Origin of the sequence: Vibrio sp. bablab_jr001, assembly GCF_016464285.1 — a bacterium.
Classification (GTDB): Bacteria; Pseudomonadota; Gammaproteobacteria; order Enterobacterales; family Vibrionaceae; genus Vibrio; species Vibrio fluvialis.
The window spans coordinates 12,978-33,084 of sequence record NZ_JACDWZ010000103.1 but is presented as its reverse complement, the minus strand read 5'-3'; the positions used below and the strand labels follow the sequence as shown (position 1 = coordinate 33,084).

The following is a 20,107-nucleotide window of genomic DNA, read 5'->3' as shown; positions in this document are numbered from 1 at the left end:
GTGATAATATAACCTCTTGATTAAAAAGGTTATTTGTCTCGGCGTGAATTTGAAATATTGAAATCGTCAACCATACTTAATCCTAGTGTTTTACTATGGATTAAACTATGGAACCCGTCATCTATATCCAAGTAGGCGATGTTCAATGGGCCGTGTTGAGTGATGGCTCTTGGGTAGAGGTATTGCCGACGGATCCCAAAGTTCCGGGTGTGACAACCGTGGTCGTCAATCAGGAAGCTCTAACGCTGAATACTGGTGTAGAGTCATCCGGCCAAGATAACTCTGTTGATACACAAGTGATAGAAAACCGGGTAAACAGTGAAATTGAGTCAGCGTTTTCACAAGATGCATTTGCACTAAATGAATCATCGCAAGGACTGAGTTTTGTCTCTTACATTCGGGCTGTGTTACCTGAAAAACTGGTTTCTTCAGGCTATGTCACCAGAATGGCAGAAAGGAGCAGTGACAGTGGTCAAACTCCTCAACATTCGGTCGAAGGGCTGAGTCAGGACGCCGCTTTAACCGTCGAGATTCTAGACGGCGGAGATGGTTACGAGAACCAGTTTGAAGTTCCTGGTGTTACGATTCAGGGACGTGCTGTGAATGTGAGTGACAATTGGGTTGTCGACATCACGATCCGGGACAACCTTGGTCAGTCTGTCACTGTCAGCACCAAAGTCGACAATCAGTTCTACCAAATTTCTGGAGTGGATTTATCTTCGTTGGCAGAAGGGCCATTAACCGTCGCTTCTGTCATCCGCGATGCATTTGGCAACAGCCTTAGCGCTAATGATGCCACCATCAAAGATACGCTTGCCGAAATCACGGTGGCATTCGAAGGCAACGGCGACGCCTACCTGAACCAGTTTGAAGTTGGCGGAGTGCAACTGACAGGCTCCATCAAATACGTTGAGGATGGTCAACCGATCTCTGTCAGCGTAACGGATTCCACAGGGGCAAGTTTAACTTTTGAGTCGATAGTATCCGGCGGCGGTTGGACGTTAAATGGCCTTGATCTGTCCGGACTGTCGGAGGGCGTTTTAACGGTCGTTGCGAAATCGGTCGACATCGCGGGCAACCCGGCAATCGGGCAAAACACCATCGTGAAGGATACGCAGGCAAGCATCACGGTCGATGTTGATGACGGTGGTGATGACTATTTGAATATCACCGAACGTCAGGCAGTGACTTTATTCGGGCAAGTCACCGGAGTCGAAGATGGGCAGTCAGTCACCGTTGTTGTTACTGACTCTTTGAATGCTCAACAAACATTTTCTGCTTTCGTGTCCAATGGTGAATGGCGATTAGAAGATCAGGATCTGTCGTCGTTGGCTGACGGTACTCTGAGCGTCTCTGTTTCCACATCGGATGTTGCTGGCAACCCTGCTCAAGCATCAGACACCGCAACCTCCATCGATGCAACGTCACCGACCATTGATATTGATACTGGCTTTTATGCTTTAGGCGGTTTGGACATCAATGACTTCCGCCAAGGGCTGGTCACCGAAATGCGCGGTTCAACAACGGGTGTTCAGACAGGGTTAACGGTGTCCATTCGTGTCAGTGATGGGACGTTAACGCAAGAATTTACCGGCAATGTGGATGCTTCAGGAAATTGGACTGTGAGCGGCATTGCCGTCGATACGCTCAATCAAAGTTCGACCTGGACTATTGAAGCGGAAGTGCAAGATGCGGCGGGTAACCCCGCGGTTGATGATATGCCGACCATTGTACTGCCGGACGCTAAATCTTTTTCTGAGAACATCATTGGTTTCTATGGCCAGCAGACGAGTTCCGCCAATATCAATATTGAAAATGGTGAAGCGGTTTTTCATGATGATCAGTCGATCATTGCTTCATTGACCTCGGTCGGTGAGGTGATTACTACCGTAGTTGCCAGCGATGGGAAATCGTTGGTAGGAACGTCCGCCGATAATCGAACCGTCTTTACGGCTCTGATTAACGACGACGGTACAGTAAAAATCACCTTTTTCGAAGCGGTTGATCAGGCAAGTGGCGAGGATTACCTGATTACTGCGTTGCTCATTGACAGCACGCAAACTGATGCGGATGGAACGACAGAAACAGTCGTGGCGAGCCTGCCGATCACAATTTATGATTCCGACCCCGTGATTCATGACGAGTCTTATTCCGTGGTGGAAGATAACTCCGCGACCGGGAACGTGCTGGATAATGATGTCGACTTAGATGGCGCGTTATACGTCAAAATCGTTGAGGTCGATGGTGTGCAAAAAGTGGTACCCGATGGAGGCTCGGTCAACTTTTCCTTAGATAAGGGCACCTTGACGGTTTATTCCGATGGGCGTTGGGAATTTGAGGCTGCACGAAATCTGGATAACAGTGTTGAGCAGTTGGTGACATTTGATTATGCCGCCGCAGACTCGTCACGAGATTATGGGTTGGCGACAGCGACGATTGAGATCGTGGATGGTGTGCCAGGTGTGGTAAATGCTGGCATAGTTTTCACCACAGAAGTCTCTCTGTCTGAAGCCTCACTTTCCATGGTCGGCAATGTGAATGTTGCTGGTGGTTCAGATAACCCTGATCCCGATTCACTCTATTTTAATGCTTCCTCACTGACCAAACTGCAAGCGTTAGGGCTGACCAGTTCAGTGTCAGACGACACGCTCAGTTATGCTTTGAGTGCTGACGGTAAACAGATTACCGCCACGGTAAATGGTATCACGGTGTTTACCCTGCTGATGAGCGGCGTTGCATCTGGTGAGGACGTGATTGCTTCGATTACGCTCGATCTGGCATACCCGTTGGATCAATTGCAAAGCGGTGACTCGGTCGAGCTTCCTTTGGTCGTTGAAGGACAGGATCTGGATGCGACGCCGTTAGGCAGTAACAATGTTACTTTCGTAATTCAGGACGGTGCTGATCCCGTATTAACGAATACGGCTGCCGTGTCTGTCAATGAGGCCGCTCTCGCTGGCGGCACCGTCACTGCAACCGGTGGTTTGCATCTTGATATTGGCAGCGACTACGTTGAGGCGCTGTCCTTCAGTGATGATGGTCAGCCAACTTTGACCAGCGGCGGTAGCGACATTCTTTATCAAGTCTCTGCCGATGGTTTATCCATCACTGGTTATATTCTGTCTACCGATGGAACGACGCACGTTCCGGTCTTTCAAGCCACACTGACCGCAACATTACCGCTGAATGCCGACAGTGATATCAATTATTCCTTTGAGCTGTTTAGAGCGTTAGATCAATTGGTCGGTGATTCACAAACCATTCCCTTGGTAGTGAACGTTGTTGATTCAGACGACGATGAAGCCTCCTTATCTCTCGATATTACGGTGAATGATAATGACAATGGCGACGCTGCTATTACCAACGGCACGGTCAATCTGACAGAAACCCCGATCGATTCAAGTGTCGCTCCCAGTGGCGTTTCAGCGACCGCTGACGTAAACATAACCGTTACTTCTTCATTTGACCCGATCGTTTTCCTTGGCTTGAACGTGACTTCGGGGGAGACAGTGGTGAACTCCGACGGTGACCCGGTCACCTACAACGGAGGCCACCTTGTTTGGCGAGACAACGGAGACGGCAGTTATGATGCTATCGTCGTCAATGGGGATACCGTATTCAGCGTTATTTTACCCAGCGATTTCTCTCTGGCTTCCGAGACGTCCACAGAGGTCGGGGTATCAATCGAGTTATATCGTCCTATCGATCACACCGTTGGTGCTGGCACCGAGATACTGATTCCGGTACCAGTGATGACGCGTGATTCGGATGGTACCGAAGTGTCGGTTGTATCGAACATCAATGTCTACGATGGTCAAAAACCACAGATCACTGTGAATAGCGGGATAACGGTGAATGAGAGTGGACTAACGGATGACGCTCAGGATTCCGGGACGGAAATCAGCACTCCGTCGCTGACCATCACTCAGGGATCCGATGAGGTTATTCGTGTCACCGTGGATACTGATGCATTTAACGCGCTGGGTTACCAAACAAGTGCAGGTAGCGCGATTACGTTAAATGCAGCCGATTCTGACGGGTGGCTCTATGCAACCGACGGGAGTGATCAGAATGTTTTTCGGGTGCGCTTTAACTTAGATGGCACGGTGGATTTTGACCTCTACCAAGCCCTCGAACATGCACCCCCCAGTGGTGTGTTATCCGATCAAAACGAACTTCAGCTCAACTTTGCTATCGCCGCAACCGATCAGGATGGCGACAGCTCATCCAGTGCCATTTACACCGTTTCAGTGGTTGACGATGTGCCTCAGGCGACCACTGCTACGGTAGAGCTGACCGAGGGTGATGAGTATGCGAGTAACTGGTTTACCAATCACAGTGATGTTGCCGGTGCCGATGGGGCAACGATCGCCAGTCTTATTTATCAAGGTGTGACTTACGATGCCAGTAGCGCAGAGTATTCTGGTGGAACCTGGACCATAGACCTGCTCAATACCAGTGATGGCAACAGCAAATATGGCACGCTGGTTATTTCAGAAAATGGTGATTTTACACTGACAACGGAATTGCTGGTTTCAACGCCAGTTAACGGTCTGGCTGATGATCTGACGCTAACCATTGTGGATGCCGATGGCGATCAGGTCGACAACAATGTTCAATTTACCTTGAATGATTTTGAAGGATTTATTCGGGTCGTGACGGTCAACACGCTTGAGGACAGCGGTGCGAATAATGGTGGCGCTATCGATGCTGTAGAGCTGCCGATAAAGGTGTCGGCGGGGGATACAGACAACAACGAGCAAGTACAGGAAATAAGAATATCCGTTGATTCGTTGCAAAGTGGCACCTTGTTTCTGGATGGGGTGGCGCTGAGTGATGATGACAGCGATGGTTTCATCAACTTACGCTTGTCGGACGGGCAAATAACGCAATCATTTAGCTTCTATATTCCGAACGGAATATTAACGTTCCAACCAGCCCTCAATACATCAGACAACACGGTGACCGTGTCGTTGGACATTTCAGCCGTCATCACTTCCGATCTGAATCCTGATGGCGTGGTGCTGGAGGGAAAAAATACGTTAGACGTTAACGTTATCCCCGTTGCTGACGCTCCGGAATGGAATGCATCCTCTGCTTTTGAGTACCAAACCGTGGAAGACGCTGACTCTCCTACGTTGTTGAATATTGTGGCTGATTTGTACGATGTGGATGGTTCGGAGACTCTTCACTACCAAATTTCGAATGTACCCGATGGGCTGATTATCACTCTGAATGGGAATGCTATCGTTGAAGGTCAGGCATACAGTCAATCGCAGCTCAATCAAATGAGCGTCTCAACTGAGGCCAATTTAGCGGGTCAGTTTACCTTTGATATCACCGCCGTCAGCACGGAATCCGGTAGCGTATTTGCCGATGAACAGGACAATACGGCGGAAATCACCCATCAGATCGTTGTGAATGTCAGTCCGGACGCAGATACACCGACGCTGACGGTGAATGATATTAAAGGCCTTGAAGATCAGGCGATTGATCTCAAAGATTACATCTCGGGAAATCTGACGGATACCGATGGTTCAGAGTCATTGGCGTATCGAATTGAAGTGCAAGATGGCTGGACGTTGCCTATCGGCAGCGGGATAACGTTAATTGCCGCGAACACTTACTTGGTGACGGCCGATGCATTGGCGAGTTCGAGCGCACTGCTACAACCCAAGGCGGACATCAGTTCTTACAGCGAGTCCCTCTCTATCCAAGTCACGGCCATCGCGACGGAATCTACCATTGACGGACTAGCCCCGATAAACGAAACGGCAGAAAGCACTACCCAAACCATCGATATTCACTTGAAAGGCGTCGTGGATGAACCTGATGTCCTGGATGGTGGACAAGGGCATTGGCAGTACGACGATGTTAATCGTGTCATCAGCAACGCAGCGCCTCTTAATGAAGACAACCTCATTCAATTGGATTTCATTCTCCAGACATCGGATGATGACCAGTCGGAAGAGATCAATGTGTTGCTCAGCAATATTCCTGACGGAACGTCATTGGTGGATGCGAATGGCGATCCGGTGACGTTGCCTATTGCTTATATCGATCCGGTGACTGGGCCGGTCTATCAAGTTTCTAATTCTGTTTTGGCAGACACCTACCTTAAACCTGCACAGGATTTCAGCGGCGAACTCTCGCTGGATGTGATTGTTGTTTCCACAGAGCCGGACGGTGCTTCCGGCGAATTTCCTCTGACTGTTGAAATGAATGTGCTGCCGGTTGTCGATCAAAATGATGGTCAAAGCATTCATAGCAGTGGCGTTGAAGACCGAGCTGTGACCTTGAACCTTGAGCCGCAGATCAATCAAGACTCGGACTCAAGTGAATCTTTAACCGGATACTCGATAGATGCTGTTCCTGATGGCTTAACACTCTATTTTGATGCGGTTGAGGTTGTGACCTCGTCGCTTCCACTGGATCTGAGCACACTGTTGGACGGCGAATCACCCACATTAAACGCGTTACTGGCTAGTGGGCGTTTGACGGTCAAAGCGGATGAAGATTTGAGTGGCGAGTTCAGTATTCCCATCACTTATGAGGTCACGGATACCTCGCCAACCGCAGACACGGATGTTAAGGCGATTGCTGGTTCTTTGGATGTCGTGGTGGAAGGAAAAGTGGATATCGGTGCTGAGGATAGTGAAAAGACTCGGCTGGAAGGGACAAGCGATCTATTAACCAGTACAGATGGCTCGGCTATTGATGTCAGTGGCGCGATCACATTTACAGAGGCGGATCTCGATGGGTCTGAATACCTTGACTACATCGTACTGCAGTTCTCGGGTGACTATAACCTGGTCGTGTCTCACCCGAATGGCGTCTCCCAGGATGCCAACGGAAACTGGCTTATCCCTATGGACGGCATTACCAGCGACAGTGTGATTGAAACGGCGCAAGATTTGCTGGCTGGAGCCACGATTTACAGCTCGGTCAATACGGAAGTTGTGGATGTGACCGTGAAAGCTTTTGTGAAAGATGGGGCTGACTCGCAATACATTACCGGACAATTTCAACTTCAAGTGACCGGGCATTCTTCGGGAGACGGAAGTGGCTGTGAAGATCCGAGCACACCAGGCAGCGTACAAGGCGGCGATATCATTGCATCGGAAGGAGAATCTATCGCGGTTGGACAATACCTCAACAGCGATGTCGGCAGCGACGCTGATAATCTCGTTTCGTTTTTTATTCCTGCAGATTCATTACCAGAAGGGGTGATCATTGAAGGGGAAGGGGTAACGCTCGCCTATGACACCTCAGGGAACCTGCTCGGTTACTCCATTTCCGGAACCGGTTTACAAAATATGGTGTTATCGGGCATTGACGAAGATTTTGCTGGCTGTATCAGCTTTAGCCTTGAGGTCACGGAAACGGCACCTTGTGACGGGGACTCACTGACCACATCACAAACCATTACTGTTCAAATCGCCCCGGTAGTGGATGAAATTACGCTGGTGCCAGCCAGTGTCACGGTACAGGAAGATACCACAACGGCACTCAATCTTGAGTTGGTGTTAGGTGACAGCGTAGAAAGCGGTCAAACCATTACAGGGGAAGGTGCCGCTGCGACAGGTCTGGAGACGGTAAACTGGGTAACGATTTCACTCTCTCAAACTGGCGCCGTGCTGAGTGCACAGGATGCTTCCCTTGTTATCGATAATGGAGATGGTACCTGGACCGTGACCGATGCGTCACGCCTCGATGAAATTCAACTGATCCCGCCTGCAAACTTTAGCGGGGACATCGTGCTGACCCTTAATGCGAATATAACTGATGAAGTGACGGGAAGCTGCCTGACGGGTGAAAATGCAAGCGATACGCAAACCAAAACAACATCAGTCACGATCAGTGTTGAGCCGGTGGTAGATAAAGCGGTTTTAGTTACCGAAGATGTGGTCGGCAACGAAGACAATTATATCTACCTCGGTAACTTGTCTGCGTCGCTGATTGACCAGGATGGGTCTGAGTCGCTCTCTTTGGTGATCACGGGCGTACCGGAAGGTGCGGTTCTGGTGTGGAACAACAATGGTCTTTATGAACTGCTGCCCAATAACGGGTCCACCAGTGGAACGGATACGGAGTGGCAAGTCACATCAGAACAACTCAATGCTATCTACATCCTGCCACCTCAGGATTTCAGTGGTGACATTTCTTTAACGCTTCAAGCGATTACGCAGGAAATCGGCACCGACAGCTACAACTTCACCTTGTCAGAGTTTAACGTTGGCGTCCTTCCAGTTGGTGATGACACAGAACTCACAGTTTCTTCGCAAACGCTCTCTGGCGATGAAAATGACAGTATTCATATCGCTTTTGAGGCCAGTAGTTTTGAAACCAACAGTAATGAGTATCTGGAAGTCTCGTTGACTATTAATGCCAGTTCCGACGCCACTGCGCTCGATGGCTTAGGCCGTATCCGCATTGGTAACCAGTTTGCGCTGTTTACTCTTGATGAAGATGGGAATGCCGTTGCAACGATTCTGGTGAAAGCTGACGAGGTCGACGGATTAGACTTCATTCCGAAAGATGCTTTTGGGTCGATGGATGCAACACTCAGTGTGCGCACTTATGATCAGGCCACGGTGTCGGGCTCTCTAGTCTCAGATTATGGTGAGCCAATCAGTGTGGACCTCAACATTGTCGTAGCGCCGGAACCGGATGAACCAACATTAACGGTGGCTTACCACTCTATTGTCTCTGAAGCGTCTGGCGAGATTCCACTTGGTTTAGATATGACGTTGGTTAACCCTGCGGGCGACGAATCCGGACAAGTCACGATCAGTGGGCTTCCGACGGGGTTGACACTGAATCACGGCAGTTACACCGACGGTGTTTATTCCGTTGCTTATGAAGAGGTATCGGATTTGTCTATTATCGGTGGATACAGTGGCAGCGATGAGTTCGAACTTATTCTCACTCCGTCAGCATCAATTGGTGACAGTTCCGCGCTGGGGTTAGCTCAGGTTATCTCCATTTCACTCGTCGAACCCGGCGATACAACCATTCTCGCAACAGACAGCAACGACTTGCTGATTGGTGGCAGTGGCAACGATATTTTTTCGTTTGCCAGTTCAGGTGTAGGGAGCACGCTTTCACCGACACAAGATGTCATCAGCGATTTTCAAATCTCACTCAGCGGCGGGGATAACGATACGGTGGATGTCTCGGCCATTATAACCGCGGCGACGATCACGGATGTTGATAATCAAATTGATCTCCGCGAAGACAGTCAGGGCGTCACTCTCAGCTTAAAACCGGATTCGTCAGGCACTAAACAAGAAATCATGCTTGAAGGCGTCACCCTCGATGATCTGTATCAAGGCGATGCGAGTGCAGCCTCGGAATCGGATGTGTTGCAGAAGATGATTGATGACAACAACCTGTTAGTGAGTGGCCTATGATGATGAAACAGACGCAGGAGGCCTCAATCAATAACAGCTTGCATGACCCGTGGCTCAGTACATTAACATGGCTTGTCCGCCATTTTGAGTTGCGCCAGCATCCGATGAAAATCCTGTCTGGCCTCCCTTTGCGAGAAGGCTCATTGGATAGTGAGTTATTTGTCCGAGCGGCTGAGAAAGCCGATATGGAACTCACGCTGATCAATATCAACGCGCTGCAAACAGGCTGTTTTCCAGTTGTCGCCGTAGACGTTCAAAAACAGCAGCCTGTCATTTTATTAAGCAAAGAGAGCACCCACTGCCATGCGCAAGTGCTGACAGAAAACGGCTGGGAGAAGTTGAGCTTCACCCACAAAGAGTTAACGCGTCGCTTTCAGGCACAAGCCTGGCAAATCAGCGTTAAACCCGTGTTAGACGATCGAGTAGACTCTTTACAAGCTTCCTACCGCGAACACTGGTTGCTTTCTGTGGTGAAAGAAATGGCGCCCTGGTATCGCGATCTCATCGCGGCGTCTTTCCTGATTAATCTTCTGGCGCTGATCATCCCGCTGTTTACCATGAATATTTACGATCGCGTTGTACCCAATCAGGCATTCAATACCCTTTGGGTATTGGTGGCTGGGGTATCGATAGCCGTTGTTTTCGACTGGTTGCTGCGCAAAGCAAGAGGTGTGGTGACCGATACGGCAGGCAAATATATCGACAACAAGCTCTCAGCAATACTCTTCTCGAAAGTCATGGGAATGAAGCTGGAGCACAGACCCGCCTCAGTCGGCGCATTCGCCCGTCAATTGCAGGACTTCGATAGTGTAAGAGATTTCCTTACATCGGTATCCCTGATCACTCTGGTCGATTTGCCGTTTACTCTGATGTTTCTGGTGCTAATCGGTTGGTTGGGCGGGCCGATGATGCTGGTGCCTGTCGTTGTGATGTTGGGGCTCTTTATTCTGGGTTTCATCATTAAGGCAAAAATCGAAAAGTCTCACACCGAGAGTTCGGCATGGTCGATGAAGCGCCAGGCCCATCTGTTTGATAGCCTGACGTCACTGACCGAAATTAAGCAGAACAATGCGACGGGAGAAAGCCAAAAGCGCTGGGAGCAAACCATTTCTGCGCTGTCGGATTGGCAGAATCAGTCACGCCATTACTCCAATATCGTCGCCTACTCGATACAGTCCAGCCAACAAATCATCACCATCGCTCTGATCGTCATTGGGGTATATCGCATTGCCGAAGGTTTGTTAAGCATGGGGGGGCTGATTGCCATCGTCATGTTAAGTGGCCGCGCGGCGGGAGCGGTGAATCAACTGGCTATGTTATTACTGCGATATCAGCAGACTAAAACGGCACTTGAAGGTTTGAACTCGATTATGGCTCTGCCTCAAGAGGAGCAACGCAGTCAGATGATCACGGCCGCTGATTTTGCCGGAAATATCCGTTTAGACAAGGTGAGCTACCAATACCCGGGTGTCGATACGCCTTGCCTGAAAGACATCGACCTCACGATTCATCGCGGAGAGCGCATTGGGATTGTCGGAGCTGCGGGGGCAGGCAAATCGACGCTGTTATCACTGATGATGGGACAAGTGAGCGCCTCACAAGGACATGTCTATTTCGATAATGTGGACAGTCAGATGTGGCCGATGGCGTTGCTTCGCGATAAAACCGGGTGGGTGGGACAACAGGCACATTTGGTGTATGGCTCGATACTGGAAAATATCGTCTTAGGTTTTCACGTTGTTGATCAGGAACGCCTGCAACGTTCGCTCGAGCTCTCTGGGCTCAACCAAGCGATGAGCCGTTTACCTCATGGCCTGGAAACCCAGGTCGGAGAAGGGGGGCGTTTTCTTTCTGGCGGGCAGCGGCAGACCGTCGCCATTGCTCGTGCATTTTACCGCAACCCCAGCGTACTCATCATGGATGAGCCAACCAGTTCTTTAGACAAGCATGCCGAAACCACGCTCTTTAATTCGTTACAAGCGCTTCCACGCAACATGACGATCATCATCAGTTCGCACAAACACTCCTTCCTCTCACTTTGCGACCGTATCGTCGTGATAGACGTCGGGAAGATTATCCTTCAAGGCACACCGAAAGAGGTGTTTGGGGCACAGGAAGCGAAACCTCGTCCGAATCGTGTCCGGGCGGTATCGATCGTCCGTGAAGGAGGTAAGTATGAGTAATGTTCGTTGGAGCAATACACATCTCGCTTACCGCTCGCGCTCACTCATCTGGTTGTCGGTATTATTGGTACTCGCGGTCATTGTTTGGGCATCACTGGCCAAATTGGATGAAGTTGTCGTCGGGGAAGGCAAAGTGGTTCCCACGCTTTCGGTTCAAACAATTCAAAGCCTCGAAGGCGGAATACTGAAAGAGCTGCTGGTGGCGCCCGGAGAAACCGTGAAGCGGGGGCAGGTGATCGCTGTGCTTGATGATACGCGATTCAAGTCGAACTATTCGGAAACCACCGAACAGGTGGAGTCACTACTGGCGCAAAAGCAAAGATTACAGGCTGAACTGCGTACCGTTATTGTCAAAAGCGTGCAGCAAAACTGGAACGAACAGGTTGTGATTAATCCCCAGTCCTTTGATGTGACAACGAATAGTCATGCGGCGTTTCAAAACGCAAAAGCTAATTATTTGGAGCGGTTAGGGCAACTCGAATCTCAATTAGAAGAGGCCAAACTACGAATTGAGCAACAGGCACAAGCCTACGCTGACACTCTGAACTCGATTAAAACGCTTAAAAGCAGTTTGGCCATTGTCGTCAAAGAACGAGATATGCTCAAGGATGTCGTTTCAAGCGGCGCTGTAGCAGAAGTTGAACTGCTCAAGCTGAACCGAGACGTGATCAAACTTGAAGGGGACATTGCCAGTTCTCAGGCCGCCGCGCAGAAGCAAAGAGCGGTCTATTCCGAATCGATCGCGGACTACCGTGGAATCGCGCTCTCTTTTCGCGCTGATTCGCAAGGTCAGCTTAACGAAGTGGAATCCAAACTGGCTCAGCTCAACGAGAGTCGACATGCCATCGCGGATCAGCTCAACCGGACGCAATTGTTGTCTCCTGTCGATGGAACCATCAAAGAGGTTTTCTTGCGCTCCATCGGAGGCGTCGTCAAACCGGGCGAACCAATCATGGAGATCGTGCCACGCAACAGCGCATTGATAGTTGAGGCGCGCATCTCGCCGCAAAATATCGCTTTCATACGTACAGGATTGGCCGCGACGGTGAAATTCTCCGCGTATGACTTTGTGATATATGGTGGCTTAAAAGGTCAGGTGAGCTATGTCAGCGCTGACGCGCTCCAGACTGAGGATGGAAAGGCCTATTACCGCGCCAATATCGTGTTTGATGGCGATGACAAATTTACCATCATTCCGGGTATGCAGGTGGTGGTTGATATTATGACTGGCGAAAAAACAGTTCTTAATTATTGGTTAAAGCCAATATTACGCGCCAAAGAAAATGCTCTGAGAGAACGATAAACAAAAGGAATTTGAATGCGGTTTAGCACAACGATCATGATGGTATTATTGGCGTCGTCTTCTTCTCAAGCGATGACCTTAGAGGAGTCAGTAGCACTCTCCTTAGATAATTCACCCACTCTGCTGGCTCGCTACTCTCATTATCAATCGATGATCAGAGATAAAAATGCGGTGAGTGGATCCTATTTACCCCAAGTTAACCTCTATGCAGCGGCAGGTTATGAAGGGACACGCTATAACAACGGCAATTACATCAATAGTGACGACCGGATTCTAGACAGAACCGAGTTGGGCGTAAAAATTTCCCAACTACTTTTCGATGGTTTTTCAACCAGCTCCGATGTGGACCGGCTTTCTTTTGAGGCGGATGCTGAACGTTTGAGTTTGCTCTCTGCGGCAGAGAACGTGGCATTAGATACAGTGAAAGCGTATATCGATGTGTTGCACGCGACAGAGTTGCTTCAACTCACGGAACGTAATCTGCGAGAGCATAAAGAAATCTACCAATTCATCTTAGATAAAAAAGATAAAGGGCTAACGAGCAATTCCGATCTCGCTCAGATCTCGGCCCGAGTCGCGACAACTCAGTCGTCATTAATTGCCGCAAAAAACAATCTCTATGACGCGAAGACCAAATTTCTTCGCTTAGTCGGACAAACTCCCAAAGAGATGATTGAACCAGCGTTTTCCGCAGAATTGATCCCCGGCACAGTTGAAGAAGCCATGAGTTTAGCGGTCAAAAATCATCCTTCAATCCAGTCGGCAATCAAAGATTTGGAAGCGGCGAGAGAAGAGGTCAAACGTGAAAAAGGCGGTTACTACCCTGAAGTCAAGCTGGAACTCTCTGCCAGCAAAACGGATAACGTCGATAATATCGAAGGCATCAATGAAGACGCCAAGATCATGTTGACACTCAATTACGATATTTTCAGCGGCTTTACAACGAACTCCCGTGTTGAATCGTCTGCCTGGCGAGTAGAAGAAGCGAGGGCAGTCCGAGCTAATGCCGAATTGGATGCGAATGAAGGCGTGCAGCTAGCCTGGAATGCGCATGAGTTACTACAGCAACAAATGGATGTATTAAAAACCAACGTAGATGCCGCCAAAATCACTGAGCTGGGTTATATCCAACAATTTAATGTTGGTCGCCGAAGTTTGTTGGATGTGCTGGATGCCAAGGTCGAAACGTTTGTTGCCAGACGAAATTACACTAAAACAAAGTTCGACCGCATGTTCGCTGCGTATCGATTGTTCAACTCGATGGGCATATTAACGTACGCTCTTCGTGTCGATTATCCTGAACAGTGGAAGGAAGGTAAGAATGAATAAGAATGTCATGTTGGTTTTCTTGCCTTTATTACTTCTGGCGGGATGTGCTGATCCTGTTGATACGCAATTGACGCGCTACCAGATGGATGATTTACGCGATTCTGATGGCGACGGTGTGATTAACCAGAGAGATAACTGTGCCCATTCGCCGACAAATTCGACGGTTGATAATCAGGGATGTGCGAACTGGCACAATAAACCTGAGATTCATGTGGTGAGCTTTTTTTTCGATATGGATAAATATGAGCTAAAGCAAGATCACAGAGAACCATTAAATGAATTAATGGCGATTCTTAACGATAACCCAAGTGCTAAGGTCATCTTAATTGGCGATACCAGCCCGGAAGCGTCGATGGAGTACAACAGGGTGCTCGCGGAGAAAAGAACAGCGGTTATTCGCTCGTTGCTGATCAAGCATGGAATCAGTGAGCATCGTATTGAAGAGCAGGAATTCAGCCAACAAACCTCGTTGACACAGCATCTCAAAGAACGCAAGAGAAGAACGATTGCCGTGGTGCGCACGCAGGCCAAACGCGTTGATCAGCGGTGGACCATTTTCAGCTCAGATACGTCCTTGACTCCCAACTCAAAAGTGGAGATTAGCAATGAGAATTAACCGAGCTATGTTGCTGACACTCGTCGCGCTGTCTCAATCAGTGATGGCTGCAATGGGAGGCAAAAACGCAGAAACATGGATTGGAACGGAGCCAACACTTCTACCGCTTATGACGGCGCTCGTTGAATCTCAGGATTCATTGAAGCTTACCGCCAGTGACAGCATTCCTCGAGCGATGGCAGACGGTAGCCTGAAGGTAGCTGTCATGTCACGCAAATGGACTGATGAAGAAATGTCGGAGTTTTATGCCATCACAGGCGAGCATCCTATCCAACTCTTCTTCTCGGCTAAGGCGACGGTTTTGCTGGGGGAAAAAGACACGCCTTTGGATGCCGTCATTCTCCCTAACAAGAATGACGGGGAGCGATGCAATTACTCACTCTATTTCGTTAAGGGCTCGGAGGGAATCAATCAAGACGCAGTATTAGGAAATTGTACAGATAAGCCTGAATTTTTGGCGAGTCATGAAGTAGAAAAGGATGCCGTTGCCAACCTCATTGCTGACAATGAACTCGTTAAGGCGGTCGTGGACTATTCTGAAAAGCACCACTCTTCGCAGTGGGCTGATTATAAAGAATTTTCTGTCGTTGATGACCATGGGCATCGTCAGGCTGCAACCGTTGAAACGATATATTCCGGACGATACCCATTAGCCACGCTTTACTACATGTATGTCGTTTCAAAAAAGACCCTCACTCGGAATGAGGATGCGAAACGGATTCTGGATTGGGTTGTGACCGATCAATACAGAAACTTGTTTGAAGAACGTGGATTCATTGGTTTGCCACCGTCTCTGATATTGAGAAACCAGATAAAACTGGGTTTGGAACAGCCAGAAATCAGCCAGGGTTATAAATGATATTGTCGCTTTGCTTTAGGCAGCCAAAAATCTCAACGCTCAAGTTCGCAAGCCTACGCGATCAGCTTACATACCCATTGGCGCGCAAAATGGCGTAACAGGACGGCCACAATAATCGCATGTTCAGTAACGGTCAGACGGATCGCTCATGTAAATACTCCTCAATTCGGCTATGGGCCTTCATTGATGTCGAGATCATCTACATACGATAGAGATCATAATGAAACGTAATATCTGGTACATACCGGGGTTTTGTGAGCACTATCAGGCTTTATGGTTAAGGCACAAAACGCCGAGATGAACAATCCGCAGACTCTTACGGTTTTGTTCGACTATCTGACTGAATAATATGAGGTAGTAAACAATTACCAAGCGAATATGACTCTATACTGATGGTATTCAAAACCTTAACCTGTTGTCCGTTTCTTCTTTACAGCAAAGAATTCCGGAATTAAGAGAAAACATAGAATGTCGAAAACAGAGCAGTCCTCCAGAAAATTAAGTATATACATCATTGCGATCGTGTTGATTGTATGGATGTATAGCATGTGGTCAGACAGGGTGACTCCGATTACCAGCATCGCTCGAGTGCACTCGTATCTGGTGCGTGTCGCACCTGAGGTGTCAGGAAACATTGTTGAAGTAAAAATTAAAAACAATCAGGTGGTCAGAGCTGGCGACGTAATGTTCAGGGTTGATGCCAGAAACTACGATTTGGCGGTGCGTTCCGCACAGGCAAATTTAGAACTTGCGGGTCAAAATATTGGAGCAAGCACAGCTGCAGTGGAAGTTGCTCAGGCTAAAGTCACCGATGCACTGGCGGCGCGAAATAACGCCAGAGAGCAGGCGGCTAGGGTGTCTGAACTCGCGACCAAAGGTGTACTGAGTAAATCTGAATTGGATAACGCGATTGAAGCACGTTCTCGTGCTCAGGCGGCACTCAATGCGGCCGAAGCGTCACTGCAACAAGCTAAACAAAACCTTGGCCCCAAAGGTAACAACAACCCACAGATTTTGGCGGCGATGGTGAGTTTGGAAAAAGCGCAGCTTGATCTGCAAAAGACCTCGGTCACCGCTCCGTCGGATGGGATTGTCACCAATGTTCAACTCACGGTTGGTCAGCCCGCGAATGTGGGAACGCCCATGCTAACGTTTATCGACCCTCGGGAAATTTGGATCTCGGCGCTAGTCAGAGAAAATTCGTTGGAACACATTAAGCCAGGTCAGCGGGTGAAGATCGTGCTCGATTCCATGCCCGGACGTGTGTTGAATGGTAAAGTTTACAGCCTTGGCTGGGGGACGGGCGACAGCAACAATGTTGATTCGACCACGGGGTTCATTCGAGCGGATACTACGTCGATCAACGCGCAACGTTATCCGGTCAACATCGTGTTTGATGAAATCCCACATAACATCCGTTATGGATCGCAAGCGACGGTGGCTTTCTACACGGAACAGAGTGGGCTGGGTGAGTTTCTGGCTGGCCTTTGGATGAGAATTGTCAGTGTGTGGACTTATGTTTCGTAGCTGCGTCAATCCCGTCGTTAAGATTGTCTTTACGCCGATCCTGTTACTTTTTTATTTGAAGGTCACCGGGCATCCTTTGCCCGTTCTGGCACCAATATTCGTCGTGATACTTATGACGACGATATCCTCAAAACCCCCAATGAATTTGGTGTTGCAATTGGTGTTGGTGCTGCTGCTCATTAGCTTTGTGATGGTGTTTTTCGTGCAAATGTTCGCGGGGTCGCCTACGGGGTTTGCGTTGGTGTGTTGGGGCATCTTCACTTGGAGTTATCACCGCAGCCACAACAATCCACAAGATATCATCTCGAACTTGGCATTAATCGTGCTCATTATCGCCACGATGGTGAGCAAGCAGATGAATTTCCCGATTGCTGGCTTGCCACTGATCATCTTTCAAGCCTTTGCGTTGGCACTTGTTGTCACCTTGGTCGTTCACATATTGCTGCCGGGGGATCAGCAGGACATCAAGCGGGATGAGCCCGCTAAAGGGATCGAAAGTCATCTCAGTGTGGCGATGTTTAAGGCGACCGCAATGTGTTTGGTTTTGGCTGCGCTGATTGGTATTGGCAGTTCGCAGACGATGCTGATAGCGATTACGGTCAGCAGCATGCTGAAATTGCCGCTTATCGATCACCATAAGGATTATGTCTACCAAAGACTGATCACCACTGCGACCGGGATTTTGTTTACCATCCCGACCATGTTGCTGTGCGGCTTTGGCGCGCCTGAGTGGGTGGCGATGGGCGTGTCGTTGTTCTTGGGCATTCAGCTTGCCTGCTATGCCATCCGCCGCGATGCCCATTCTGCGATTTATCAGTTGCTTCTGACCAACTTTGTCGTCCTGACTTATCAAGTTATCAAAAATGCGGGTATCGATTCGTTCTCGTCCGGAATCATGCGCTTGGTGTCCATCAGCATCGCCATTTTTATCGGTGCGCTCATTTTAAGGCTCATTAGTCCAAGCAAGCAGGGGATGGAATCACAGAGCGAATCGAGCTAATAAAAAGAGCCCTTGGGGGAAGGGCTCTTTGGGGTGGAGCATAACGTTTAAGCTTTAATCAGAGTCGCAGCGCTGCGCATCGCTTCTTTGGTTGAACATTCAACGATATTGGCGTTGGCAAAGCGGTGAGCATCTTTCACTTGGATATCGTGAGCGAGGATGACCAGCTTGGCGTTTGCGACGTCCAGTTCGGTGATACGGTTCTGAATACCGTTTTGGCCTTGAGTTTCTACTTTGATTTTGATGCCGGCCGCCGCCCCTGCTTTCTCTAGCGCTTTTGCTGCCATAAAGGTGTGCGCGACACCTGAAGGGCAACAAGTGACAGCGACGATGTCATATTCGCCTTCACCAGCAACTGGAGCTGCTTGTGCAGGCGCTGCTTGTTCCAATTCTGCTTCCGGATCTTCTGTTACAACCGGTTTCCATAAGCCGACTATCAATGCTGTTGTTAGCGAGCCCAATGCGATGCCGACCACATACATGGGAATGTTGCTGGAAACTGGCGCTGTGATGAGGCCGCCCCATGGTGCGTGAAGCAATACATTGGTCAGAAAACCAAATACACAACCGACGATACCACCAGCGACAATTGAAGGAAGCACACGCATCGGGTCATTTGCGGCAAATGGGATAGCGCCTTCAGAGATACCGATGGAACCCATGATGGCAGCAGCTTTACCAGCTTCTTGTTCTTGCTTGGTGAACTTGTTCTTAAACAGGAAAGTGGCTAGCGCCATACCCAGAGGAGGCGTACAGATGGCGATACCCACGCCACCCATTAACCACGGTTGAGTATCAACCTGAGTTTGAGCGAATAGAGTTGCCACTTTATTGATTGGACCGCCCATATCAAATGCCGTCATTCCACCCAGAATAGTACCGAGCACGACTTTAGAAGCGCCAGCCATTGAGGCAAGGAACTCATTCATTGATGCCATGAAGATCTTGATGGGTTCGCCAATGCCCCACAGTACAATCCCAGCGGAGACAATGGTGCCGACAAGAGGGTAGATAAAATACGCACCCAACGCAGTCATATGGGCGGAAAGAGGGATCTTCTTCAGTTGAAATACAACACCACCTGCGATAAAGCCCGCTACGATACAACCGAGGAAGCCACCGCCCATATCGGCCATGATGCCAGATGAGATCATGGCTGGTGCGAGTGCTGGTTTATCAGCAATAGAATAACCGATGAAACCACCTAAAATGATCGGGAAAAGAACCAAGCCTTTGATACCAATATTGGAAATATCAGCCAATATACCGTCTGCCGGAACTGCACCTTTGCCTGATGCCATTACGGCTAATGCCAGTAGCACACCACCAGCAACGATAAATGGCAGCATGTGAGAAGTACCAAATAAAAGGTGGCCTTTCATGATACTGAGGAGCTTTTTGAAATCGCTACTATTATTCGTAGCTTGAGCTGTTAGGGTACTCATAATTTCTCGCCTTATGATTGAATTTAAATATTAAGGATTTGATGTTCGTCTTTTGCGTTACGGATATCTTAAATAAACTATTCTCTTAATTTTCGAATAATTATTGAATCGCCAAATATGATGTTCTGCACCGTTGTTGAGTGAAGAATGCATAAAAAATAGGGCAGGCTGAACGCCGTCTTTATCACCGTAAACGATGCTGACCCAAGTGGTGAAACTCAACTTTTTACGTGTTTCATGTCAGCTAAGAAAGCCTTTTTCTAATGGCTCGATGGCTATCGAACAGCATTTATGCCAATACATCAAAGAGTTGCTTTTTATTGGTTGCCTGTAAGTTTCTATTAACGGGTGCAGTGCTTATTCATTCAATAATCATATTCATATTTAAACGTTATGAAGTAACGAACTTAATGTAATTAGTGAGCGTGTTTT

9 protein-coding genes are annotated in these 20,107 nt (G+C 48.8%); 8 read left to right on the top strand and 1 reads right to left on the bottom strand.

The window, feature by feature from the left end:
• Positions 1-107: 107 nt before the first annotated feature.
• The 8 genes from JIG40_RS19740 (at position 108) to JIG40_RS19705 (ending at position 18,230) form a co-directional block, all read left to right on the top strand.
• Entirely contained in the window at positions 108-9,413 is a 9,306-nt protein-coding gene (locus JIG40_RS19740; RefSeq protein WP_199465932.1) for an RTX toxin, read from the top strand.
• A complete protein-coding gene (locus JIG40_RS19735) occupies positions 9,410-11,596 on the top strand; it encodes a type I secretion system permease/ATPase (RefSeq protein ID WP_199465931.1) in 2,187 nt (728 codons plus the stop codon). Before JIG40_RS19740 ends, JIG40_RS19735 begins: the two co-directional genes overlap by 4 nt.
• Complete coding sequence (locus JIG40_RS19730; protein WP_199465930.1) at positions 11,589-12,899, top strand: HlyD family type I secretion periplasmic adaptor subunit; 1,311 nt, start codon at positions 11,589-11,591, stop codon at positions 12,897-12,899. Before JIG40_RS19735 ends, JIG40_RS19730 begins: the two co-directional genes overlap by 8 nt.
• Positions 12,900-12,914: 15 nt before the next feature.
• Positions 12,915-14,228, top strand: a complete 1,314-nt coding sequence (locus JIG40_RS19725; protein WP_143683287.1) for a TolC family outer membrane protein — start codon at positions 12,915-12,917, stop codon at positions 14,226-14,228.
• The gene (locus JIG40_RS19720; RefSeq protein ID WP_158152043.1) at positions 14,221-14,844 is read left to right on the top strand and encodes an OmpA family protein; all 624 of its coding nucleotides are present in this window, start codon (positions 14,221-14,223) and stop codon (positions 14,842-14,844) included. The genes JIG40_RS19725 and JIG40_RS19720 overlap by 8 nt, the downstream gene beginning before the upstream one ends.
• The gene (locus tag JIG40_RS19715; RefSeq protein ID WP_199465929.1) at positions 14,834-15,703 is read left to right on the top strand and encodes a substrate-binding domain-containing protein; all 870 of its coding nucleotides are present in this window, start codon (positions 14,834-14,836) and stop codon (positions 15,701-15,703) included. Before JIG40_RS19720 ends, JIG40_RS19715 begins: the two co-directional genes overlap by 11 nt.
• Positions 15,704-16,171: 468 nt before the next feature.
• Positions 16,172-17,230, top strand: coding sequence for an HlyD family secretion protein (locus JIG40_RS19710; RefSeq protein WP_199465928.1), 1,059 nt, complete (start codon positions 16,172-16,174; stop codon positions 17,228-17,230).
• Positions 17,220-18,230, top strand: a complete 1,011-nt coding sequence (locus JIG40_RS19705) for a DUF2955 domain-containing protein (protein WP_199465927.1) — start codon at positions 17,220-17,222, stop codon at positions 18,228-18,230. The genes JIG40_RS19710 and JIG40_RS19705 overlap by 11 nt, the downstream gene beginning before the upstream one ends.
• A gap of 47 nt (positions 18,231-18,277) precedes the next feature.
• On the opposite strand, the gene JIG40_RS19700 is transcribed toward JIG40_RS19705, so the two are convergent.
• Entirely contained in the window at positions 18,278-19,675 is a 1,398-nt protein-coding gene (locus JIG40_RS19700) for a fructose-specific PTS transporter subunit EIIC (RefSeq protein WP_024374390.1), read from the bottom strand.
• Between the last annotated feature and the right edge of the window lie 432 nt (positions 19,676-20,107).

What these genes read in the sequence shown, in the direction of transcription:
- JIG40_RS19740 (WP_199465932.1), top strand. Translation starts at nt 108, where the DNA reads ATGGAACCCGTCATCTATATCCAAGTAGGCGATGTTCAATGGGCCGTG.
- JIG40_RS19735 (WP_199465931.1), top strand. Translation starts at nt 9,410, where the DNA reads ATGATGATGAAACAGACGCAGGAGGCCTCAATCAATAACAGCTTGCAT.
- JIG40_RS19730 (WP_199465930.1), top strand. Translation starts at nt 11,589, where the DNA reads ATGAGTAATGTTCGTTGGAGCAATACACATCTCGCTTACCGCTCGCGC.
- JIG40_RS19725 (WP_143683287.1), top strand. Translation starts at nt 12,915, where the DNA reads ATGCGGTTTAGCACAACGATCATGATGGTATTATTGGCGTCGTCTTCT.
- JIG40_RS19720 (WP_158152043.1), top strand. Translation starts at nt 14,221, where the DNA reads ATGAATAAGAATGTCATGTTGGTTTTCTTGCCTTTATTACTTCTGGCG.
- JIG40_RS19715 (WP_199465929.1), top strand. Translation starts at nt 14,834, where the DNA reads ATGAGAATTAACCGAGCTATGTTGCTGACACTCGTCGCGCTGTCTCAA.
- JIG40_RS19710 (WP_199465928.1), top strand. Translation starts at nt 16,172, where the DNA reads ATGTCGAAAACAGAGCAGTCCTCCAGAAAATTAAGTATATACATCATT.
- JIG40_RS19705 (WP_199465927.1), top strand. Translation starts at nt 17,220, where the DNA reads ATGTTTCGTAGCTGCGTCAATCCCGTCGTTAAGATTGTCTTTACGCCG.
- JIG40_RS19700 (WP_024374390.1), bottom strand. Translation starts at nt 19,675, where the DNA reads ATGAGTACCCTAACAGCTCAAGCTACGAATAATAGTAGCGATTTCAAA.